The organism is Promicromonospora noduliphila, assembly GCF_056951025.1.
On sequence record NZ_CM167806.1, the window covers coordinates 1,564,054 to 1,586,134 of the forward strand.

The 22,081-nt window shown below is 71.4% G+C and carries 17 protein-coding genes; 12 read left to right on the forward strand and 5 right to left on the reverse strand.

Annotation, left to right across the window (positions count from 1 at the left end):
- Positions 1–19 precede the first annotated feature (19 nt).
- A complete protein-coding gene (locus AC0QU1_RS06775; protein ID WP_483575366.1) occupies positions 20–1,537 on the reverse strand; it encodes a DNA recombination protein RmuC in 1,518 nt (505 codons plus the stop codon).
- Positions 1,538–1,732: 195 nt separating this feature from the next.
- Here AC0QU1_RS06775 and AC0QU1_RS06780 point away from each other — a divergent pair, with 195 nt between their 5' ends.
- The 5 genes from AC0QU1_RS06780 to ychF all read left to right on the forward strand — a co-directional run bounded on the left by AC0QU1_RS06780 (position 1,733) and on the right by ychF (position 6,908).
- Positions 1,733–2,563: an ABC transporter ATP-binding protein gene (locus tag AC0QU1_RS06780; RefSeq protein WP_483575367.1), complete on the forward strand. Its 831-nt coding sequence runs from the start codon at positions 1,733–1,735 to the stop codon at positions 2,561–2,563.
- Entirely contained in the window at positions 2,545–4,146 is a 1,602-nt protein-coding gene (locus tag AC0QU1_RS06785) for a hypothetical protein (protein WP_483575368.1), read from the forward strand. Before AC0QU1_RS06780 ends, AC0QU1_RS06785 begins: the two co-directional genes overlap by 19 nt.
- Positions 4,147–4,245: 99 nt before the next feature.
- Entirely contained in the window at positions 4,246–5,010 is a 765-nt protein-coding gene (locus AC0QU1_RS06790; protein WP_483575370.1) for a DinB family protein, read from the forward strand.
- Between the two features lie 9 nt (positions 5,011–5,019).
- On the forward strand, positions 5,020–5,811 hold the full coding sequence (locus AC0QU1_RS06795; protein WP_483575372.1) for a DinB family protein: 792 nt from the start codon (positions 5,020–5,022) through the stop codon (positions 5,809–5,811).
- Positions 5,812–5,822: 11 nt separating this feature from the next.
- Positions 5,823–6,908, forward strand: a complete 1,086-nt coding sequence (ychF, locus tag AC0QU1_RS06800) for a redox-regulated ATPase YchF (protein ID WP_483575374.1) — start codon at positions 5,823–5,825, stop codon at positions 6,906–6,908.
- A gap of 131 nt (positions 6,909–7,039) precedes the next feature.
- Here ychF and AC0QU1_RS06805 read toward each other — a convergent pair whose 3' ends face one another.
- A complete protein-coding gene (locus AC0QU1_RS06805) occupies positions 7,040–8,197 on the reverse strand; it encodes an endo-1,4-beta-xylanase (protein WP_483575376.1) in 1,158 nt (385 codons plus the stop codon).
- 382 nt (positions 8,198–8,579) lie between these two features.
- On the opposite strand from AC0QU1_RS06805, the gene AC0QU1_RS06810 reads away from it, so the two are divergent.
- Positions 8,580–10,514 carry an N-acetylmuramoyl-L-alanine amidase gene (locus AC0QU1_RS06810; protein WP_483575377.1) on the forward strand — a complete coding sequence of 645 codons (1,935 nt, stop codon included), beginning with the start codon at positions 8,580–8,582 and terminating at the stop codon, positions 10,512–10,514.
- A gap of 129 nt (positions 10,515–10,643) precedes the next feature.
- On the opposite strand, the gene AC0QU1_RS06815 is transcribed toward AC0QU1_RS06810, so the two are convergent.
- Positions 10,644–11,111, reverse strand: coding sequence for an alpha/beta hydrolase (locus AC0QU1_RS06815; RefSeq protein ID WP_483575378.1), 468 nt, complete (start codon positions 11,109–11,111; stop codon positions 10,644–10,646).
- Positions 11,112–11,391: 280 nt separating this feature from the next.
- Here AC0QU1_RS06815 and AC0QU1_RS06820 point away from each other — a divergent pair, with 280 nt between their 5' ends.
- Positions 11,392–12,429 (forward strand): DNA topoisomerase IB, encoded by a 1,038-nt coding sequence (locus AC0QU1_RS06820; RefSeq protein ID WP_483575379.1) that lies wholly within the window; start codon positions 11,392–11,394, stop codon positions 12,427–12,429.
- Positions 12,430–12,520: 91 nt separating this feature from the next.
- On the opposite strand, the gene lnt is transcribed toward AC0QU1_RS06820, so the two are convergent.
- The gene (gene lnt, locus AC0QU1_RS06825; RefSeq protein WP_483575380.1) at positions 12,521–14,083 is read right to left on the reverse strand and encodes an apolipoprotein N-acyltransferase; all 1,563 of its coding nucleotides are present in this window, start codon (positions 14,081–14,083) and stop codon (positions 12,521–12,523) included.
- A 182-nt stretch (positions 14,084–14,265) separates the two neighbouring features.
- Between lnt and AC0QU1_RS06830 the strand changes: the two genes are divergently transcribed.
- The 3 genes from AC0QU1_RS06830 to AC0QU1_RS06840 all read left to right on the forward strand — a co-directional run bounded on the left by AC0QU1_RS06830 (position 14,266) and on the right by AC0QU1_RS06840 (position 18,696).
- Positions 14,266–15,483 carry an NAD(P)/FAD-dependent oxidoreductase gene (locus AC0QU1_RS06830; RefSeq protein WP_483575381.1) on the forward strand — a complete coding sequence of 406 codons (1,218 nt, stop codon included), beginning with the start codon at positions 14,266–14,268 and terminating at the stop codon, positions 15,481–15,483.
- A 208-nt stretch (positions 15,484–15,691) separates the two neighbouring features.
- Complete coding sequence (locus tag AC0QU1_RS06835) at positions 15,692–17,560, forward strand: BCCT family transporter (RefSeq protein WP_483575383.1); 1,869 nt, start codon at positions 15,692–15,694, stop codon at positions 17,558–17,560.
- A 347-nt stretch (positions 17,561–17,907) separates the two neighbouring features.
- Positions 17,908–18,696, forward strand: a complete 789-nt coding sequence (locus AC0QU1_RS06840; protein ID WP_483575384.1) for a GNAT family N-acetyltransferase — start codon at positions 17,908–17,910, stop codon at positions 18,694–18,696.
- Positions 18,697–18,790: 94 nt separating this feature from the next.
- Here the strand turns inward: AC0QU1_RS06840 and AC0QU1_RS06845 are convergent, their stop codons facing one another.
- A complete protein-coding gene (locus tag AC0QU1_RS06845; protein ID WP_483575385.1) occupies positions 18,791–19,321 on the reverse strand; it encodes a GNAT family N-acetyltransferase in 531 nt (176 codons plus the stop codon).
- A 166-nt stretch (positions 19,322–19,487) separates the two neighbouring features.
- Between AC0QU1_RS06845 and AC0QU1_RS06850 the strand changes: the two genes are divergently transcribed.
- Positions 19,488–19,934 (forward strand): cold-shock protein, encoded by a 447-nt coding sequence (locus AC0QU1_RS06850; protein ID WP_483575386.1) that lies wholly within the window; start codon positions 19,488–19,490, stop codon positions 19,932–19,934.
- A gap of 241 nt (positions 19,935–20,175) precedes the next feature.
- Positions 20,176–21,990 (forward strand): ABC transporter family substrate-binding protein, encoded by a 1,815-nt coding sequence (locus AC0QU1_RS06855; RefSeq protein ID WP_483575387.1) that lies wholly within the window; start codon positions 20,176–20,178, stop codon positions 21,988–21,990.
- Positions 21,991–22,081 lie beyond the last annotated feature (91 nt).

The window sequence follows — 22,081 nt, forward strand, 5'->3', positions numbered from 1 at the left end:
CCCGGTTCGCGAGCCCGGCTCAGCCGGCCTGGCCGACGGCGGAGGCGTCCTTCGTGCCGTCCGACGCGGCCTTCTCGACCGCTTCGAGCGCACGCTTGTCGGTCACCGCGAGCTCGGTGACCTCAAGGGCCTGCACCAGGATCCCGTCGGGCTGCTCACGCTCGCCGTCCTGGGCGCGGTCGATCGCGACGATGCCGCCCTCCTCGGCCGCGAGCAGCTCGGGCTTGGTGACCGGGCGCGGCACCTCCTCGATGCCCTTCAGCTCCTCGACGGCGTCCTTCTCGTCGACCACGTCGAGCTCCACCATCCGGCGGGCGGACGTCAGGACGTTGCGCTCCAGCGAGCCGATCATCTGGTTGTAGCTCTTGGTCGCCGACTCCAGCGCGCGGCCCGTCCGCGTGACGTGGCTCGTCATCGTGACCAGGCGCGCGTACAGCTCCTTGCCGACCGTGAGCACCTTCTGCGCGTTCTCCGCCAGGGCCTCCTGCCGCCACGCGTAGGCGACGGTGCGCAGCAGGGCGAGCATCGTGGTGGGTGTCGCGATGATGACGTTCTTCTGCGCCGCGTACTCCAGCAGCTCTGGGCCGCGCTCCAGGGCCGCGGACAGGAACGCCTCCGCCGGCACGAACATGACGACGAACTCCGGCGCGGGCTCGAACTGGTTCCAGTACTTCTTGGCCGCCAGGTCGTCCACGTGCTTGCGCATGTGGCGCACGTGCGCGTCGAGGCGCTGCTCGCGGTACGCGGCGTCGTCGGACTGCTGCGCCTCCAGGAAGCCGATGAAGGCGACCTTCGAGTCCACGACCACGCGCTTGCCGCCAGCGAGGTTGATCACCATGTCGGGGCGGAGCGTGCCGTCCTCGGTGGTGACCTGCTCCTGCTCGGTGAAGTCGACGCGGTTGATCATGCCCGCCGACTCCACGACCTTGCGAAGCTGCAGCTCGCCCCAGGCGCCGCGCGTCTGCGACGAGCGCAGCGCCGTGACCAGGTCGGCCGTGCCGTTGCGCAGGTCGGCCGACACCTCGGCGACGTTGCGCATCTGCTCCACGAGCGCGCCCTGGCCCTCGATGCGCGCCTTCTCCGCCTGGAGCACCTCGCTGCGGACCAGCTCCACCGCCTTGGTCAGCGGGTCGACCAGCGACTTCACGGCCTGCTCGCGCTGGGCGAGCGCCTGCTCGCCGGCTGAGGCCGACCGCTTGAGCCGCTCCTCGGCGAGCTCGAGGAACCGCTTGCTGTTTGCGTCCAGCGCGTCGCCGGCCAGCGCCTGGAACTGGCGCCGCGCGTTCTCCTGCTCCGTGCGCGCGGCGGCGATCTGCTCGGTGGCGCGCTCCCGCGCGGCGGCGATCTGCTCGTCCGCGCGGTCCTGCGCGGCAGCCACCCGCTGCTCGGCCGACTCGACCTGGGCGCGCAGGCGCACGGCCTCCAGGTCCGCGTCGCGCAGGGCGGGCGCTGAGCGCTGTGCATGACCGAGCCACCCCAGCAGCGCACCGACGACGAGGGCGCCGAGGGCCAGCAGAATCGTTGCGGCGATGTCCATGTGCGACAGGCTGCCACGAGCCACTGACACTCCCGCCGGCGACACCCCGTGTGCTCGGAATCGTCCGGTATCGCCTGTGCATCGGCCCGGCGTCTGCGCTGGTGAGGTTGTCCGCCGCCAGGCGGAAGCACTCTCACCCGCACTCATCCTCGCGTCGGATCCACTGTGTGGGACGTCGCGGCTACGTTGGGTGCCATGACCATCCCAGTCGACCCGAGCTCGCCGGGCGGGCCAGGCCCGCAGGGCGCCCCCGAGCCGCCTCCGTACGACCCGACGGCCGCGCTCAGCGTGCGCGGCCTCTGGAAGCGGTTCGGCCAGAAGATCGCCGTCTCCGGCGTCAGCCTCGACGTCCCTGCGGGCTCGTTCTACGGCCTGGTCGGCCCGAACGGCGCCGGGAAGACCACGATGCTCTCGATGGCCACCGGCCTCCTGCGGCCGGACTTCGGCACGGCCTGGGTGCACGGCGTCGACCTCTGGGCGCGTCCCGACGAGGCGAAGGCCACGCTCGGCGTGCTGCCCGACGGCGTGCGGCTGTTCGACCGCCTGACCGGCCGCCAGCTCCTGACCTACGCGGGGATGCTGCGCGGGATGGACAAGGACACGGTCGTCGAGCGCACCAACGACCTGCTGCTGGCCTTCGACCTGGCCAAGGACGCGGACACGTTCGTAGTGGACTACTCGGCGGGCATGACCAAGAAGATCGCGCTGGGCAGCGCCATGATCCACGCGCCGCGCGCCCTGGTCCTCGACGAGCCGTTCGAGGCGGTGGACCCGGTGAGCGCCGCCAACATCCGCGACATCCTCAAGGACTACGTGGCGGGCGGCGGCACCGTCATCGTCTCCAGCCACGTCATGGACCTGGTGCAGCGCATGTGCGACCACGTGGCGGTGATGGCCCTCGGGCAGGTGCTCGCGGCGGGCACGGTGGACGAGGTGCGCGGCGAGCAGAGCCTGGAGGACCGGTTCGTCGACCTCGTCGGCGGCCGCCAGCACTCGGAAGGGCTCTCATGGTTGCGCGGTTCCTGACCCTCAAGCTGACGCTGATGGGCAACACGTTCCGCAAGAGCGTCTGGCAGACGATCGGCATGATCGTCGCGGCCGTGTACGCGCTCGGCATCGTGGGCACGCTGATCGCCCTGGTGGGAGGCCTGGCGTTCGTGGGGGACCCGGCCTGGGCGGGTCTCGCGATCACCCTCGGCGGAGCCGTCACGGTGGTCGGCTGGTGGCTGATCCCGATCTTCGCGTTCGGTGTGGACGCCACCCTCGACCCGCACCGGTTCACGACCTATGCGATCCCGCGGCGCACCCTCGTCGCCGGGCTCGCCGTGGCCGGCCTGGTGTCGGTGCCCGGCATCGCCACGGTGCTGGTCGCCGTCGGTACCTCCTTCGCGTGGGTGCTGGAGCCGGGCGTCCTGCTGGTCGCGCTCGTCGGCGCGGTGCTCGGGGTCGCGACGTGCGTGATCGGGTCCCGCGCGATCACCACCGTGCTGGCCCCCGTGCTGGAGTCCCGGCGGTACCGCGAGCTCGTCACGATCGTCGCGCTGGTGCTGATCGTGCTGGTCGGTCCGCTGGCGAGCTGGCTCGCGAACGGCGTCGAGGTGTCGGTCGAGGCCGACAGCGGCACCGGGCTCCTCCCGCTGTTCGAGCAGGCCGCCGGCGTCGTGGGCTGGACACCGTTCGGCGCCGCCTGGTCCCTCGCCGGCACGGTGCACGACGGCGACTGGGCCGCCCTGGCCGGGCGGCTCGCCGTCGCGCTCGGCACCATCGCGCTGGCCTGGCTGGTCTGGGACCGGGCGCTGGCCCGCGCCCTGGAGCGCCCGCCGGTGGGTGACGGCGGTGGCGGCAGGGCGAAGGGGCTCGGCGCGTTCGGCCAGGTGCCGTTCTCGCCCACCTGGGCGGTCACCGCCCGCACGGCCACCTACTGGCTGCGGGATCCCCGGTACTCGGGCTCGATCGCGATAGTCCCGCTGCTGCCCGTCATCATGTACTTCACCAGCCAGAGCACCGGCAGCTTCTTCATGCTCCTGGCGACGGGGCCGTTCGTGGCCTGGATGCTCGGCTTCAGCATCTCCAACGACATCGCCTACGACAACACGGCGTTCGCGCTGCACGTGGCCGCCGGTGTCGACGGCAGGGCGGACCGGTGGGGCCGTGCGATCCCCATGCTCGTGGTGGGTCCCCTGGTGGGCGCGGCCACGGTCGTGGCGTCGGTCTGGGCGGCCGACTCCTGGCACCTGACGCTGCCCCTGCTCGGACTGGCCTTCGGCGCCCTGCTGGTCAGCACCGGTGTCTCGTCAGCGGTCTCCGCTCGGCTCGTGTACCCGGTGGCCAAGCCGGGGGAGAGCCCGCTCAAGTCCCCGCAGGGTGCCGCGGTCGCCACGATGGTCTCGCAGGGGGTCGGCTTCCTGGTCACGCTGGGGTTGTCGGTCCCGGTCTTCGCGGTGGGGATCGCGGCCCTGGCGCTGGGCGGGGTGCTGTGGGGCGTCGCGACGCTCGCCGTCGGCGTCCTGTACGGGGGGCTGATCCTGGTGCTGGCGGTGCGGTTCGGCGCTCGGGTGTACAACAGGCGGCTGCCGGAACTGCTCCAGCAGGTGCAGTCCTTCCCGTGAGCCTCGGCGCCTGGCAGACGGCGGCTGCGGGCCGGCGCCCGGTGCCGACGATCGTCAGGATGCCGACGACTGTCAGAGGGTCGGCGTAGCGTCCGTCGTATGAGGCGAATCGAGGGAGAAGACCTGCGCGGCGCCGACATCCGGCACGTCGACCTGAGTGGTGCCCAGTTCCGCGAGGTCGGCCTGAACGGCGTGCGGATGCGTGGGGTGGAGCTGGTCGGCGCGGACATCAGCGGCGACATCTACGACCTGCGCATCAACGGGGTCGAGGTCGAACCCCTGGTCGAGGCGGAGCTGAACAAGCGGTACCCGGAGCGGGCGCTGCTCCAGGACCGCACCCTGGCTGGGCTCCGCCAGGCGTCGGAGACCTTCGACCGCATGTGGGAGGCCACGTACGAACGGGTCGCCTCGATGCCCGCCGGTACCGTCGACCTTTCGGTCGACGACGAGTGGTCGTTCGCCCAGACCCTGCGGCACCTCGTGTTCTGCACCGACGGCTGGCTGCGCTGGGGCGCCCAGGGCCGGCGTGCGGACGTGTTCTGGCCGTCCGGCATGCCGCAGTCGGCGTTCGCGGCCGACGCGCCGGGAATCGGGATCGACCCGGCCGCGACGCCGTCGTACGACGAGGTGCTGGAGGTGCGGCGTGGCCGCGTGCGGGAGGTGCGCGACTTCCTTGCCACGGTCACGTCAGAGCAGGCGGGCAGCCCGGCCGAGCCGCCGCCGTGGATGGACCAGTCCGAGCCGTTCACCGTCGCGCAGTGCGTCGGGGTGGTGCTCTCCGAGGAGTGGCACCACCACTGGTATGCCACCCGGGACCTGGACCTGATCGACGCCGGCGACGCCCGTGTCAGTGACCCCTCCTAGTCTGAGGCCATGACCCGATTCACGGCTGATGACGACCTGCAGGGCGCCGAGTTCGCTGCGGCAGACCTGACGCGTGCGCGCTTCCGCTTCGCAGAGCTGGAGGGTGCGGTGTTCGAGCAGTCGTACCTGCCGCACGCCGTGATGCGCGGGGTCGACCTGACCGGCGCCGACATCGACGGCGAGATCCGCGGGCTCAAGATCAACGGGGTCGACGTCGAACCCCTGGTCGAGGCCGAGCTCAACCGGCGGAGTCCCGGCCGGGAGCATGCTCGGTCCCAGGTCCTGGCGCTGCAGCGGGAGTCGTTCGAGGCCGCGATGCGAACCTGGTCGACCACGCTCGACCGGGTCGCCGCCATGCCCGCCGGCACGGTGGACCAGCAGGTCGACGGCGAGTGGTCGACCGCTCAGACGCTGCGACACCTCGTGTTCGCCGTCGACGGCTGGCTCCGGCACGGGATCCAGGGTCGTGACGGCGCGTTCAGCCCGATCGGCCTCCCGTTCTCCGAGTACGACGACCGGGCGGCCGCGCTCGGCGTCGACGTGACGGCCACGCCGTCGTACGAGGAGGTGCAGGCGGCCTGGACGGACCGCGTGGCCCAGGTGCGTGCCCAGTACGACGCCCTCACGCAGGACGAGTTCGAGGCCACGGCCCAGCGGCTACCGCCGTGGGAACCAGAGACGCGCAGCCTTCCCGTGTGGCGCTGTCTCGGCGTGATCGCAGGCGAGGCCTGGGAGCACCACCGGTTCGTGGCGCGCGACCTCGACGAGCTCGAACGACGGCGACTGGCGCCCGGCACGTAGAATTTCGCGACGTGGCTCTCACTATCGGCATCGTCGGCCTGCCCAACGTCGGCAAGTCCACCCTCTTCAACGCTCTGACCCGCAACCAGGTGCTCGCGGCGAACTACCCGTTCGCGACGATCGAGCCCAACGTGGGGGTGGTCTCGCTGCCCGACGAGCGGCTGGCCAAGCTCGCCGAGATCTTCCACAGCGAGCGGATCCTGCCGGCCACCGTGTCGTTCGTGGACATCGCAGGCATCGTCAAGGGCGCGTCCGAGGGCGAGGGCCTGGGCAACAAGTTCCTCGCGAACATCCGCGAGGCCGACGCGATCTGCCAGGTCACGCGTGCGTTCGACGATCCGGACGTCGTGCGGGTGGACGGCTCCCTCGACGCCACCGGCGACATCGAGACGATCTCGACCGAGCTGATCCTTGCCGATCTCCAGACCCTTGAGAAGGCCCTGCCGAGGATGGAGAAGGAGGTCAAGATCAAGCGCGGCGACCCCGTCCTGTACGCGGCCGCGAAGAAGGCCCAGGAGATCCTCGACAAGGGCATCACGCTCTACCAGGGCGCCGCCGACGCCGGCCTGGACCTGGCCGAGATCGCGAGCCTGCAGCTCATGACGGCCAAGCCGTTCATCTACGTCTTCAACACGGACGACGCCGGCCTGGCCGACACCGCCTCCCAGGAGGCGCTGCGCAAGCTCATCGCGCCCGCACGGGCGATCTTCCTGGACGCGAAGTTCGAGTCGGAGCTCGTGGAGCTCGAACCGGAGGAAGCGGCCGAGATGCTCGCCGAGACCGGGCAGCCGGAGTCCGGCCTCGACCAGCTCGCGAGGGTCGGCTTCGAGACCCTGGGCCTGCAGACCTACCTGACGGCGGGTCCCAAGGAGGCGCGCGCCTGGACCATCCACAAGGGCTGGACCGCCCCGCAGGCGGCCGGCGTGATCCACACCGACTTCGAGCGCGGCTTCATCAAGGCGGAGGTCGTCTCGTTCGACGACCTCGTGGAGACCGGCTCGATCGCCGGAGCGAAGGCGGCGGGCAAGGCCCGCATCGAGGGCAAGGACTACGTGATGCAGGACGGCGACGTGGTGGAGTTCCGGTTCAACGTCTGAGCGCTACCCGGTTTCGGCCTGGTCGTCCGACCAGAGCGGAGGCCGGGTCGACCTGCGGTGGACTCAGAACGGGACCGGTGGCGTGCGGACCTGGCCAGGCCCGCACGCCACCGGTACCTCACGATGTCGCCCTACCGGTTCAGACCGGGGGGCGTGCGCGGGGACCTGCCGGGGGTGGCGTCGGTGAGACTCTCGAGCAGCGCGTAGTACGCGGGCTTCTTCTCGAACTCCTCGGTCATGATCGTCGCGTAGCCCTCCGGGAAGACGCCCGGGACCCACGAGCGCCCGTCGTCGAAGCCCCAGACCGTGAAGCTGGAGCAGGCCGGAACGTTGAGGCACGCCTCGAGCATCTTGTCGTACCGCTCCGCCTGGAGTGCGATCTGCTCGGCGGTGGGCTCGCCGTCCTCGCCGAGCGGCATACGGACGTCGGCCTCGGTGACCGCCACCTTCAGCCCGAGGTCCGCGAACCGCTCGAAGTTCTCCTGGATCGACTCGTCGAACCCGTACTGCAGACTCAGGTGGCCCTGGGCGCCGAAGCCCTGCAGCGGCGCGCCGTCGGCGAGCAGCTCCTGGGCCAGCTCGTAGTAGGCGTTTGTCTTGTTGTTGATGCCCTCGGCGTTGTAGTCGTTGAGGAAGAGGACCGCCTCGGGGTCCGCCTCGTGCGCCCACCGGAAGACGTCACCGAGCAGGGCGACCGGGTCCTCGGCACACGCCTTGAGGAAGGGGTTGGCCTCGGTGCGCAGCTTGACGCCGCCCGCGTCCCAGTCATCCTGGAAGATCTCGTTCGCCACGTCCCACTCGTAGATCTCGCCGGCGTAGCGGCCGACGACGGTGCGGACGTGGTCCTCGAGAACCTCGCGCGCCTCCTCGCAGGTCCAGTCGGCGCTGGCGTCGATCACCCACTGCGGGTTCTGGCTGTGCCAGAGCAGCGTGTGCCCGCGGACCTCCTGACCGTTGGCCTTCGCGAAGGCGACGACGGCGTCTGCGCCGGAGAAGTCGTAGACGTCGGGCTCCGGGTGGACCTCGGCCCACTTCATGTCGTTCTCGGGGGTCAGCGAGCTGAACTCGGCCCCGAGGATGCGCTGGAACTCCGTGGGGTTCTTGCGGTCGTAGTCGAGCAGGTCGCGCTGACCCCACACGGCGCTGCCGACCTCGAGGTCACGCGGCGCTTCGGAGCGCAGAGTCGGCTCCCTAGGGCAGGCCTGGACCGCGGGCACCGCCAGTGCGAGAGCAGTCAGGGCTGACGCCGCGATCGCGGCCGCCCGCCTCATGGTCGTGGAATGGGACATCGTTGTTCCTCTCCGATCGGGTTCCGTCGGCCTTGGGCAAGTCGCGGAACTGATCGGGAGGTTAACGATATCGATAACGATTTCGCAAGAGGACGACGCGATCCGGGCGATCGCCAAGCGGCCCGGCAAGTCGCCGGCCCAGGCGATGCTCCGCTGGCACGGTCACCATGAGCGAGCCATCGCCCGGAGACGCGAGACCTGACTGAAGATCACCCTGCCTTGCAGGGCTTACGGCCCCCCTCGTGCCGCCTCCGCTCGGTTAGGGTCCCCGATGACATGTGCGCCGGCTGTGTTCGTGCAGTGCGGCTGCAGTTCCAACGTGGAGGTAGTAGTGGCACGGCATGTGGCGGCGTCGAGGTCCGGGCAGGGTACTCGTGAGGTCGTGGGGAGGGCTCTGGTGCTCGGCGTCGCGCCGGCCATCGCGCTCGGTGCGCTCGCTCCGACCGCGACCGCACTCACCCCGGACCGCTCGGCGGAGCCCGAGCGGTCCTCCGCCGTCCCCGACGCCACGGACTCGGCACTCCCGGAGACCGGGACCGCTGAGGCGAGCGTGGACGTTCTCGAGGTCGCTGCGGCCCCCGAGCCGGAGAGCGAGCCGGTCGCGGACGTCACCGTGACGGAGCCCGAGTCGAGCACCGAGATGAGCACAGCGGCCGACGGCGAGATCGTGCTCGACACCGCCGACGCCGACGGGCGCATCGCCGGCGCCGTCGAGGCCCCGGGTGGTTTCCAGACCGTCGGTGCGTCGTGGCCGGCCGTGGTCGACGGCCTGGTTCCCGAGCTGCAGGTGCGTGCCCGCGCCCTGGACGGTACGTGGGGTCCATGGACACTCCTGGAGAAGTCTCCCCAGGGCGCTGACGAGGGCTCCGCCGTCATCGTGTCCGACCCCGCCTACATCGGTGAGGCCGACGCGGTGCAGCTGGCGACTGTCGACGAGACGAAGGCCGTGCCCGAGGGCGTCGAGCTGAGCCTCGTGTCCTCCGAGGCGACCACGACGGCGGCGGCGAGCTCGTCCGGCGAGGTGGCACCGGCGTCCGCGACGGGCGGGCCAACCATCATCACGCGCGAGGAGTGGGGCGCGGCGCCCCAGTGCGCCGACCCGGGCAGCGGCCCCACCTGGTTCCCGGCCGAGGGCGGGCTCAAGGGCGCGGTGGTGCACCACACCGTGAACCCGAACGACTACAGCACCGTCGCCGAGGCCATGCAGGCCATCCGCAACGACCAGGCGTACCACCAGCACACGAACGGCTGGTGCGACATCGGCTACAACTTCCTGGTCGACAAGTGGGGCAACATCTACGAGGGTGCCGACGGCAGCATCGAGGAGCCGATCATCGGCGCGCACGCCGGCGGTTTCAACACCGGCACCGTGGGCATCGCCATGCTCGGCACGTTCACCACCGAGGCGGGCGTGACGCCGTCCGCCGCACAGCAGGACGGCGTGGCGCACATCGCGGGCTACCGCCTGGCGGAGTACGACATCAACCCGGACGAGTCGGCGGTCTTCACAGCTGTCAGCTCCGGCGGTCGGTTCCCGGTCGGCCAGCAGGTGACGCTGCCCCGCATCTTCGGCCACCGCGACACGCACTACACAGAGTGCCCCGGCACGCTCGCCTACCCGCTCCTGCCCGGCATCCGGGACAAGGCGGCGCTCTACGCCGAGCACTACGCCGCCCCGGTCGCCGAGCGTTATGTCAACGTGGTCCAGGCCGTCTACCTGGACAGCCTCGGGCGTCCGGCCACCGCGAGCGAGATCGACTTCTGGGCGGAGAAGGTCGAGGCCAACGGCACCGGCCCGCTGGCGGACGGGATCGAGGGCTCGACCAAGTACCGCTCGGCGCGCATCGTCTCGGCGTACGAGGGCACGCTGGGCTACACGCCGTCGTCGTCGGCCGTTGCCACCCACCTGGAGGCGATCCGGAAGGGCACGCGGGTCGTCGACGAGGTCGAGCTGTACCTGCTGTCCAACCCGAAGTACTACAGCCACGTCGGTGGCACCGCCGACGCGTACGTGACGGCGCTCTACCGGCACATCCTGCACCGCTCGCCCACCGCGGCCCAGCTCCAGCACTGGACGGACCGGCTGCCGACCCTGGGCCGCGCCGGCGTCGCCAAGGCGCTGTGGAACAACCCGCAGGCGGTGCGGCTGCGGATCGGCGCGGCGTACCAGCACTACCTGGGCGTGGCCCCGACGGCGTCGCAGGTGGACTTCTGGGAGGCCAAGCTCGCCAGCCACGCCGGGCCGAGCGAGGCTCCGCTGCGGCGCGGCCTCATCGTGTCGAGCAAGTACACCGCCCGCGTGGAGGCGCTGTACTGAGCGTCGGGGCCTCGGGCCAGGCGCTCGATGCATCACTTGCTGATTTGTACCCAGGCATCGGGCGGCTCGTACGCTCCCGAGGGATGACCCGCCTCGCCTTCACATTTCAACGTCTGAGCACGCCCCACCTCACCGGCCAAACGCCCAGGACACCATCAACGGAAACTCGGCCCGCCAGAACGGGTCCCCGTGGTCCCCGACCCGCTCCCTCATGACAACCTCGGCCCCGGCTTCGAGCAGCGCATCCGCCCACCGGGCCGCGTTCTCCAGGAACCACGGTTCCAGCGTCCCGGCGACGAGGTACGCGCGCGGCAGCGACGTCGGCATGACGGCGGGCGGACGGAAGCCACCGCCCGGCGACGCGCAGAAGACCGCACCGTAGACGTCCGGATGCCGAAGGCCCATGGCGAGGGCCAGCTCACCACTGGCCGACACGCCGCACACCGCTGTGCGGTCGGCCGGCAGGGCGACGTCGAACCGTGACCGTGCCCAGCCACGCACCTCGTCGACGAAGAACCGCTCGTGCGCCGCGAACCGTTCCTCGTCGAAGGACGGCGAGTACTCGCGGATCCGGGCCATCAGCCATGCGGCTGTCACCTCGAATGGATCGCGTCAGTGGGACCAGGGCGAGTCCACGATGGTCCAGGCGTCGGCGGAGCGCAACGCCCCGCGGACGACGGCCGCGGCCGTGGCCCAGCACCGAGAGACACCGGCGGCGGGCCGGCACGGAACGAGCGGCCCGCCCGGCCGTCGCGCCGGATGCCAGCGCGCGCCGGATGCCAGCGGAAGACCCGCGCGCCATAGTGGCTGGAGGCGCCAGAGCGGCGGAAGGCCAGGTGCGTCGGCACGGGGTGGATGGCACGAGGAGGGAGCGGTGATGAGTGCCGTGGGAGACCTGCTCACCCATAGCTGCGACGCCGACCCGGGCATCCACCGCCGTCGGCGCGGCACGGGGTTCAGCTACCTGGACCACAGCGGCGCCCGGATCACCGACCGGGAGACGCTCGACCGGATCCGGTCCCTCGCCGTGCCGCCCGCGTGGACCGACGTGTGGATCTGCGTCGATCCCACCGGCCACGTGCAGGCCACCGGGCGCGACGCCAAGCACCGCAAGCAGTACCTGTACCACCGCCAGTGGCGCAAGCGCCGCGACGCCGCCAAGTTCCACGAGCTGGTGGCGTTCGGCGACGGGCTGACGGCGCTCCGCGAGCGCGTCGACGCCGACATGCGCGCACCGCGCCTGGGCCTGGACCGGGTGGTCGCCACCGTCGTCTGGCTGCTCGACGCGACCCTGATCCGCGTGGGCAACGACGAGTACGTGCGCTCCGGCGAATCGTTCGGGCTGACGACGCTGCGCAACCGGCACACCACCGTCGACGGCGCCGAGGTCCGGTTCCGCTTCCCGGGCAAGTCCGGCGCGCCGCACGACGTCGTGGTCCACGACCGGCGGGTGGCGAACATCGTGCGCCGCTGCCGGGAGCTGCCTGGCCAGCACCTGCTGCAGTACGTGGACGGCGACGCCGTCCGGAGCGTCGGATCGCGCGACGTCAACGACTACCTCGGCCTGGTGACCGCCGCCGACTACACGTCCAAGACGTTCCGCACGTGGGGAGCCAGCGCCGTCGCCTTCGGGTATCTACGCCGCCTCGAACCGGCGAACGGGCGGGAGCACGACGCGCAGCGCGCCGAGGCCGTCCGGATCGCCGCCGCCCACCTGCACAACACCCCGGCGGTGTGCCGCAAGAGCTACATCCACCCCGCGATCCTCACCGACGACCGCGACGAGCTCGACCGCCTCATCGAGCGGTCTCGCGCCAACGCGTCGCGCGCGTCCCGCTGGATGGACGCCGACGAGCGCGCCCTCCTGAAGTTCCTGACGGCCGCCGAGCGCACCCGCCGCGCCTCCGCGGCGTGAGTCCCAGGAGACGCCGAGACCCGCGGGACGCCCGCGACGCCGACACCCGCGAGACGCCGACACCCGCGAGACCGCGAGACCGGCGAAAGACCTACGCCGCCCGCCGCCGCCCCGCGATGGCGAGAACAACCAGCGCCACCACCGATCCCCCCGCCAGCACCGCCTGGAGATACGGCCCCAGCAGCACCCCGGCGGTCCGGCCTTCCCGCAGCTCGGCCTCGACGACCATGAGCCCCGCCTCGTCGATCGGCAGGGCGTCGAGCGTGCCGCCGTCGGGCGCGAGCGCCTGGCTGGTGCCGGTGGTGGACAGGTTGATCACGCTCCTGCCGGTCTCGATCGCCCGCATGCGGGCGATCGCGAGCTGCTGCAGGTTCTCGTCGGTGCCGCGGAAGTCGGCGTTGTTCGTCTGGAACATCAGCACCTCGGCGCCGTCCAGCACGCCCTCCCTGATGACGTCGTCGAAGGCGACGTCGAAGCAGATCGCCAGGCCGACGCGGGTGCCGGCCACCTCGACGAGCGGCGCGTTGTCGCCCGGCGCGTACTCGCGCTGCAGGAGGTTCACGAGGTCGGGGGCGAGCGCGCCGTACAGCCACCGGTCGGGCACGTACTCGCCGAAGGGGACGGGGTGGCGCTTCGCGTGCGACGCCACGGCGCCGTCCTCGGTCCACAGGAACGACGTGTTGTAGAGCAGGCCGCCGTCCTCGGACGCCGTGTTCAGGAGGATCGGGGAGCCGTAGAGGGCGGCCGCCTCGTCGAGGGCCCGCGCGCTCGTCGGATCGGCCAGCGGGTCGCTGCCGACACCGCCCTCCGGCCACAGCACCAGGTCGGTCGGCTCGTCCGCGAGTGGGGCCGAGGCGTCGAGCTGGGACTGGAGGATCTCGTACGGCGCGCGCTCGTCGACGTACGCGGCCGGCCCGTTGCCCTGCGCGACGCCGACCCGCACGGTGCCGGCGTCCGTGGTCGGGAACTGGGGGAGCGCGAGCAGGACGACGGCGAGTACGGCCACGGGCAGGGCGGTCACCCATCGTGCCCGGTCGGCGGGCGGGACCAGCGGCTCGCCCCTGGTCCGCAGGGTCCACCGGACGGCCTCGGCCGCCGCCGCGCACAGCGCGACCATGAGGAAGCCGAGGCCGGACACACCCACCCACGACGCGACGGTAGCGACCGGGCTCTCCGACTGGCTCATGCCGAGGCGCCCCCAGGGAAACCCGCCGTAGGGCCACCAGCCCAGGACGAGCTCCCGCGTGATCCAGGTGCCGGCCACGAGCGTCGGGAGCACCACGAGCCGCACCGCGCGGGTGTCGCGCCAGCGCGGCAGCCACCGGTAGGCGAGGGCGACCAGCGGCGAGAGGGCCGCGAACAGCAAGGTCTCGACGCCGGCCAGGGCCATCCACGGCACCCAGGCCGTCGAGGCGTCGCCGATGAAGCTCGACGCCCAGGACAGGTGCGGCACGAAGAACGTCGCACCGAAGACGGCGCCGACGAGCACGGCGCCCCACACGCTCCGCCCGATGAGCGAGAGCAGGGACAGCGTCACCGCCACGAAGGCGAGCGGCCACCACCCGATCGAGGGGAACGCCGCATCGAGCGCGAACCCTCCGGCTGCCGCAGCGGCGGTCGCCGCCCACAGCGGCAGGACTGGTCGTTCGAACACTGGCCTCAGCGTAGGCCCCCTGGACCGGCATCGGTAATTCTCGCGCATGCGAACCAGCAGGCCATGGCCCCGGCACGGGCGGTCCGACGGCGGCCCCGGCGTGCGGATGTCACATCCGGTCGGCCCGGCCCGTCGAGACAGTAACGACACAGCCATCGACGTCGAACAACAGGGAGAGTGCCATGACTGTGCACACGAAGACCAATGTGGTCGTGATCGGCGGGGGCTACGCCGGCGTGCTGGCGGCCAACCGCCTGACCCAGCGCGACGACGTGGCCGTGACCTTGATCAACGCGCGCCCGGCCTTCGTCGAGCGGATCCGTCTGCACCAGCTCGTCGGTGGGTCCCACGACGCGGTCGTCGACTACCGCGACATCCTCGCCGAGCGCGTCCGGCTCGTGGTCGACACCGTGACCCGGATCGACGCCGCCGAGCGCAGCCTCGACCTCGCGGCGGGCGAGACCATCGGCTACGACTACCTGATCTACGCGGTCGGCAGCGGCAGCACCGACCCCGGCGTGCCCGGCGCGCTCGAGCACACCTACCCGATCGCCACCCTGGAGGAGGCGGAGCGGCTGCGGACCGTCGCCGACGCGACGCCTCCCACGGCAGCGGTCACGGTGGTCGGGGCCGGGCCGCTCGGCATCGAGACCGCCGCGGAGCTCGCGGAGGAGGGGCGCACCGTGACCCTGGTCTGCGGCGACGTGCTCGGCCCCTACCTGCACCCGGCAGGACGGCGCTCGGTGGCCAGGCGGTTCGCCGCGCTCGGCGTGCGCGTGGTCCAGGGCCCGGGCGCGACGGCGACCGCCGTGACGCGCGACGCCGTCGAGCTCGCGGACGGGCGCAGGCTGCCCAGCGAGGTCACCATCTGGGCCACCGGGTTCGGTGTGCCGGACCTGGCCGCGCGCAGCGGGCTGAGCACCGACGCGCTCGGCCGCCTGCTCACGGACGAGACGCTGACCAGCGTGGACAGCCCGCGCATCGTCGCGGCGGGGGACTCGGCGGCGCCGTCGGACCTGCCGTACCGGATGAGCTGCCAGGCGGCGGGTCCGCTCGGCGGACATGCCGCGGCCACTGTCCTGCACCGCATCGCGGGCGAGCAGCCGACGCCGGCGGCCATCGGGTTCGCCGGTGAGTGCATCAGCCTCGGCCGCCGCGGCGGCATCTTCCAGTTCGCCCGCCCGAACGACACGGCGATCGGGCTCTACCTCGGCAGCGGCCGCGCCGGCGCCTGGATCAAGGAGTTCGTGTGCCGGAGCACCGTCCAGCAGCTCTCGGCCGAGTCGCGCCGCCCCGGGGCGATGAGCTGGCTGTTCGCCCTGTCGCGCGACCGCACGCGCGGGCAGCGGCTGCAGGCCCGGCGGGCCGAGGACCAGGCCGCGGTGCGGCGGGCCGCGTAGCGCGGCCCCCGGGTCGTCGCGAGGCCCTTCCGGGCGGAGACTGGTGGGACGGAAGGGTTCCGGAGCCGGCCCGCCGAGCAACACCGGGTGAAAAATGCATGTGGTGCTAACGTGACTGCGCCTTGTCCTCACCACATCATGAGTAAAGGAGTCCTGGCGCCCCGGTGTGACGGCTCGGCAGACCCGAGCCGGAAGGGGCGCCGTTGTGATGACTACTTCAGAATCCACAAAGACCCTGTTGGGGCGCGTCCAGCGCGCCGCACACCGTGTCGAGCGCGCCGCGCTGGGCTCCCAGGAGCAGCGGGTCGGGCTCGACAAGATCGTCTTCGGCACCGCCGGGCTGATCGCCGTCGGCTTCATCGTCTGGGGCTTCGCCAACCCGGAGCACCTCGGCTCGGTGGCCACCACGGCCCTCGACGGCGTCATGCAGAACTTCGGCTGGCTGTTCGTGATCGCGGCGACGGTGTTCACCGTCTTCGTGCTCGTCGTGGCCCTCGGCCGGTTCGGCCGGATCCCGCTCGGGCAGGACGGCGAGAAGCCGCAGTACTCGACGCCCTCCTGGATAGCGATGATGTTCGCGACCGGCATGGGCATCGGCCTGATGTTCTACGGCGTCGGCGAACCGCTGTACTTCTACATGGCGCCCCCGCCCGGCACCGTCGAGGGATCCACCCCCGCTGCCGCCGCGACCGCGATGGGCACCACCCTGTTCCACTGGACGCTCTACCCGTGGGCCATGTACGCGATAGTGGGCCTCGGCATGGCGTACGGCACCTACCGGCTGGGCCGCGCGCAGCTCTTCAGCGCGATGTTCACCTCGCTGTTCGGCCGCAAGGTGGTCAACGGCGTCGGCGGCCGGATCATCAACATCCTCGCGATCCTCGCCACCCTGTTCGGGTCCGCCTGCTCGCTGGGCCTCGGCGCCCTGCAGATCGGCGGCGGCCTGCAGCACTCCGGCTTCGCCGGGGCCATCGGCACCGTCGGGCTCGTGGTGATCATCGCGGTCCTGACGGTCCTGTTCGTCATCTCGGCCGTCTCCGGCATCGAGCGCGGCATCCAGTGGCTGTCCAACGCCAACATGTGGCTCGCGCTCGCCCTCGCGATCATCGTGTTCGTCGGCGGGCCCACGCTGTACATCCTGAACGTACTGCCCGCTTCCCTCGGGGCGTTCGTGGGCGACCTGCCCGAGATGGCCTCGCGCACCGCCGCCTCGGGTGACCAGACCCTCGCCGACTGGATGGGCTCCTGGACCATCTTCTACTGGGCCTGGTGGGTGTCGTGGACGCCGTTCGTCGGCCCGTTCATCGCCCGCATCTCGCGCGGGCGCACCGTGCGGCAGTTCGTCACGGGCGTGCTGCTGGTGCCCTCGATCGTGTCCACCCTGTGGTTCGCGATCTTCGGCGGCGGCGCCATCGGCCTGCAGGAACGCGCCGAGCGCGCGCAGGACAACGGTGCGGCGCTCGCCGCCATCGGCGAGGGCGGGTCGGACATCAACTTCGACCTCATCCTGTTCCAGACCCTCGGCGCCCTCGAGGTGCCCGGCTGGATCGGGGTCGTGCTGATGGTGCTCGCGGTCGTGCTCGTGGCGATCTTCTTCGTCACCGGCGCCGACTCCGCGTCCATCATCATGGGCGGGCTGGCCGAGAACGGTGCCGAGCACCCCAGCAGGCGGTCGGTCGTGTTCTGGGGCGTGAGCACCGGTGCCGTGGCGGCCGCCATGCTGCTGGCCGGCGGCGCCGATCCAGCGAGCGCCCTGAACGGCCTGAAGAACATCACCATAGTGTCCGCACTGCCGTTCGTCGTGGTCATGCTCGTGCTGTGCGTCGCGCTGTGGCGCGACCTCTCGCGCGACCCGCTGGTCCTCAAGCGTGAGCTGGCGGTCCAGGTGCTGCGCGAGACCGTGGACACCGGTGTGGAGAAGCACGACGGCGAGCCGTTCGAGCTCACCACCGCGGCGTCGCCGGACGAGGGACCGACGACGGAGCGGAGCAACGGGGTGCCGGCAGCATCCCAGGCGCCGACGGCGTCCGGCGACGGGGCGTCGACGGCTGGGACCGGGCCTACCGCCAAGGACTGACCTCCGGGTACGACGGTTCGCCTGCCGAACCGCACGTTGTGCGCCAACGCGGTCGCCGAACCGCAAGATCCGTGTCCATCGAGGCCCGGATCGACGTGTCGGCTGCGGTTCGGCGACCGCCGGGACGTGCAAGTTGCGGTTCGGCGGTCGCCGGGACGCGGAGGTTGCGGTTCGGCGGTCGCCGGGACGCGGAGGTTGCGGTTCGGCGACCGTCGGGACGTGCAAGTTGCGGTTCGGCGGTCGCCGAGGCGTGCAAGTTGCGGTTCGGCGGGTAAAGGGGTTCCGAGCCAGATTGTGTGCGCGGTTAATCCGTTGCCGCCCGCCCCGCGATCGGTGACGGTGGGCCCATGACCGACCCCTCCCGCCTCCTCCAGGCCTACGACGACCAGCTCCGCACCGACGCCGAGACCCCGAGCGCGATCGCCGTGACGCGCCTCGGGCCGCTGCGGCTGGTGACCTTCCTCGGCGGGCGCGGGCTGGTCACCTACCGCGACCTCGGCGGCGCCGACGCCGCGGGGATCCGGGAGCTCGTCCGCGGGGCCGTCGCCCACTTCCGGGCCGACGGCGGCATCACGCACGTCGAGTGGAAGACCCGCGGCCACGACCATGCTCCCGGCCTGCACGAGGCGCTGCTGGAGCACGGGTTCGTCCCGGAGGAGCCGGAGTCGATCATGATCGGCGCGGCGGAGGCCCTCGCCGTCGACGTCCCGCTGCCGGACGGCGTCACGCTGCGCCGGATCACCGACGATCCCGACGTCCGGGCGATGTCCGCGATGGCGAACGAGGTGTTCGGTGACCCGCCGTCCGACCGGAGCGCGGAGATGCTCCTGCGCCGCCTGGCGCAGGACGACGGCATGGAGCTCTGGGTCGCCGAGGCCGACGGGCAGATCGTCACGGCGGGCCGGCTGGAGCCGGTCGCGGGCACGGACTTCGCGGGCATCTGGGGCGGCTGCACCCGGCCCGAGTGGCGGGGCCGCGGCATCTACCGGGCGCTGACGGCGGCTCGCGCGCGGTCCGCCCTCGCGCTGGGCAAGACGCTGATCAACAGCGACTCGACGGAGTACTCGCGCCCGATCCTCGAACGCTACGGCCTGGTCAAGGTGTCCACGACCACGCCCTACGCCTGGCAGCGCTGACGAGCGCCCCTCAGCCCGCCCGTCTCAGCGCGCCCGTCTCAGCGCGCCCGTCTCAGCGCGCCCGTCTCAGCGCGCCCGTCTCAGCGCGCCCGCCTCAGCCCGCCCGCCGTCGGCCCATGATGTTCGCGGGCTCCGCGATGCCCGCGTACCGGAACCCCGGCACCAGGTCCACGAACCCGAGGCGGCGGTAGAGCACCTTGGCGCGGTCGGCGGGGTCCGCGGTGGTGGACAGCAGCACGTGCCGGTGCGTGGTCCGGCCCAGCAGCCCGCGCAGCAGCGCCGTGCCGAGGCCCTGCCCCTGGTGCTCGGGCAGGATCTCCAGCTCGTTGAGCTCGAACGCGTCCTCGGTCCAGTCGGCGTGCCCCGCGGCCTCCAGGGCCGGCCCCACCTGCTGCGGCCACCAGTGGTCCGGGTCGTAGTCGAACCCGTACACGAACCCCACGAGGGTGCCGCCGTCGAACGCGCCGAGCGTCAGCGCGCCGTCGTACAGGGGGAGGTACGCGAGCCGGGTGTCCCGGAACTGGTCGCGGCGCTCGTCGGAGTAGCCGAAGGCGCGCTGGTAGATGTCCGCGATCGTGTCGGCGCGCCGGAGCACCTCTGCGGTCTCCAGCGCGCGGATCGTCACCCTGGCACGCTAACCCTGTGCGGCGTCGTCGTCGCGGGGACGGTCGCCGCGCGGGAGGCCGCGACCGAACCCCGGAACGGGGGGTCGCGCGCGTTCGACGATGCGGAGTTGGACAAGCGTCCTAGACTCGGGGGCGCAGGGATTCGTACGAGGCGGAGTGTGTGTCGTGGTTCAAGGCAAGGTCATCAGGTTCGACGAGGTTCGCGGCTACGGGTTCGTTGCGCCCGACACGGGCGGTGACGACGTGTTCATCCACGTCAACGACCTCGAGTTCGACAAGCGCAGCCTCGCCGTCGGCGCGGTGGTGGACTTCACGGTGGAGGACGGCGACAGGGGCCTGAAGGCCTCGACGGTCACCCTCGTGGCGCCGGCCCCGGTCCCCGCGATGGCGGCCGCCGCCGTCGGCCAGGGGGTGCCTGCGCCCGTCCCGACCTTCCTGCCGCCGCTGCCCGACGCCGGGTCGCGGCCGGACGGCGACGGGCCGTCCGAGCGGGAGCTCGCCGTGGAGATCACCGAGGTTCTCCTCGCGGGCGTACCGACCCTCACCGCCGAGCAGGTGCTGGCGACGCGGGGCGCGTTCGTCGCGGTGGCCCGGTCGCACGGCTGGGTCTGATCTCCTCCGGGTGTTTCCGCTCTGTTTCCGCCTCAGTTGCGCGGGGACGGTGCCGCTACGGGGCGATATCAGGTCGGTAACGATCAGATTCGGCAAACGGCGAACTAGGGCAAACCCTCCCATCGCGTGAGTAGCGTGAGCGGAAACCATGACGGTGACGTAACTCTCACCCCACGTGCAGCGGCTCCACAGGCGGCACGGCGGCGGTGGCCCGGCACCGGCATTCCCTGGAGGAGGAACATTGAAGATCAGGCGACTGAGCGCCGCCGTCGCGGTGGCCGCCAGTGGTGCGCTGCTGTTCTCGGCGTGCACCAGCCCGGCGGGCAGCGACGACCCCGCTGAAGGCGAGTCCACGGCGACCGCTGCCTCGGCGGACGGCCCGTGCAAGGCCGATCTCGGCGACGTCGAGACCGCCGACGGCGAGGTCAAGGTCTCGATCGAGGACGAGTTCCTCGGCTACAACTCGAACACCCCGGAGACGTACTCGGTCTACAACAGCGCCGTGACCGAGCGCATCTTCAGCGGCTTCTGGTACTGGGGCGACGACGGCTCCATCTGCACGGACGAGGAGTACGGCACCTACGAGGCCCTGTCCGAGGACCCGCTGCAGGTCGAGTACACCCTCAACGACGAGGCGACCTGGTCCGACGGCACGCCGATCACCTACGCGGACTACGTGCTCGACTGGGCCGCCCAGGCGATCACCGAGGACGGCGAGGTCACCGACGACGGCACCGAGGTGCCGCTCTTCAACCACATCTCCGGCCTGACGCTGGGCGACTACGTGCCCGACGGCCCGCAGGCGGACTCCCCGGACGCCAAGACGTTCACCTACGACTACGAGCGCGTGTACGCCGACTGGCAGATCCAGATCGGCTCGCCGTTCCCGGCGCACGTCGTCGCCGAGCAGGTCGGCATCTCGACCGAGGAGCTCGTCACCGCCATCCAGGAGCTCGACATGGACGTCCTCAAGGACGCCGCCGAGTTCTGGAACGAGGGCTGGCTGTCGCAGCCGGGCGAGGTTCCGGACCCGGAGATCTCCCCGGTGAGCGGCCCGTACACCTTCAAGGCGGACGGCTGGGAGGCCGGCCAGTACCTCACGCTGGAGGCCAACCCGGAGTACTGGGGCACGCCGCCCGCCACCAAGGAGCTCACGTTCCGCTTCATCGGTGCGGACGCGCAGATCCAGGCCCTGGCCAACGGTGACCTCGACGTCATCAACCCGAGCGGTCCCACGGTCGACACCGTCACGCAGCTCGAGCAGCTCGGCGACGCCGTCACCGTGGACACCAACCAGAACCTGACCTGGGAGCACCTCGACTTCAACTTCGGCTCGGGCATCTTCTCCGACAGCCTGGAGGCCCGTGAGGCGTTCGCGCTGTGCGTGCCGCGCCAGAAGATCGTCGAGGACCTGATCCAGCCCATCGACCCAGAGGCCGTCATCATGAACGCCCGCGAGGTCTTCCCGTTCCAGGACGACTACGAGGACGTCGTGTCCCAGTCGTACGACGGGCGGTACGACGAGGTCGACCTCGACGCCGCCAAGGAGAAGTTCGAGGCGGCGGGTCTCGAGGAGGGCGTCGAGGTTCGTATCGGCTACGCCGCGCCGAACCCGCGTCGTGCCGCCGAGGTCGAGGCCATCAAGTCCTCGTGCGACCAGGTGGGCTTCAACATCGTCGACTCGGCCGCGCCGGACTTCTTCGACAAGGACCTGCCGAACGGTGACTACGAGGTCGCGCTGTTCGCGTGGGCCGGCTCGGGCCAGATCGCCTCTGGCGAGAACATCTACGCAACGGGCTTCCCGCAGAACTACGGCAAGTACAGCGACGAGACCGTCGACGAGGCGTGGCGGACCCTCGCCTCGACCACGGACGAGGCCGTGCACGCCGAGCAGACGGTGATCATCGAGAAGCAGCTCTGGGACACGCTCTTCGGTATCCCGCTGTTCGCTCACCCTGGCGTCATCGCCAGCAGCTCCAGCGTGGAGAACGTGCGCAACACCGCCGCCCAGAGCGGCGTCGTGTGGAACGCCGAGCAGTGGGCGCGCGCCAACTGACGCGAGCCTGACGCAGGACCTGCGGGGAAGGGAGCTCGGAGTTCCCTTCCCCGCAGGGCTATCTGCCGCCGCCCCGGACTTTTTCCCGTCC

Bases quoted from the DNA above. Each gene is read 5' to 3' on its own strand.
- AC0QU1_RS06790 (WP_483575370.1), top strand. From the start codon at position 4,246: ATGAGGCGAATCGAGGGAGAAGACCTGCGCGGCGCCGACATCCGGCAC.
- AC0QU1_RS06795 (WP_483575372.1), top strand. From the start codon at position 5,020: ATGACCCGATTCACGGCTGATGACGACCTGCAGGGCGCCGAGTTCGCT.
- AC0QU1_RS06805 (WP_483575376.1), bottom strand. From the start codon at position 8,197: ATGTCCCATTCCACGACCATGAGGCGGGCGGCCGCGATCGCGGCGTCA.
- AC0QU1_RS06840 (WP_483575384.1), top strand. From the start codon at position 17,908: ATGACCGACCCCTCCCGCCTCCTCCAGGCCTACGACGACCAGCTCCGC.
- AC0QU1_RS06835 (WP_483575383.1), top strand. From the start codon at position 15,692: ATGACTACTTCAGAATCCACAAAGACCCTGTTGGGGCGCGTCCAGCGC.
- AC0QU1_RS06830 (WP_483575381.1), top strand. From the start codon at position 14,266: ATGACTGTGCACACGAAGACCAATGTGGTCGTGATCGGCGGGGGCTAC.
- AC0QU1_RS06820 (WP_483575379.1), top strand. From the start codon at position 11,392: ATGAGTGCCGTGGGAGACCTGCTCACCCATAGCTGCGACGCCGACCCG.
- AC0QU1_RS06780 (WP_483575367.1), top strand. From the start codon at position 1,733: ATGACCATCCCAGTCGACCCGAGCTCGCCGGGCGGGCCAGGCCCGCAG.
- AC0QU1_RS06785 (WP_483575368.1), top strand. From the start codon at position 2,545: ATGGTTGCGCGGTTCCTGACCCTCAAGCTGACGCTGATGGGCAACACG.
- AC0QU1_RS06775 (WP_483575366.1), bottom strand. From the start codon at position 1,537: ATGGACATCGCCGCAACGATTCTGCTGGCCCTCGGCGCCCTCGTCGTC.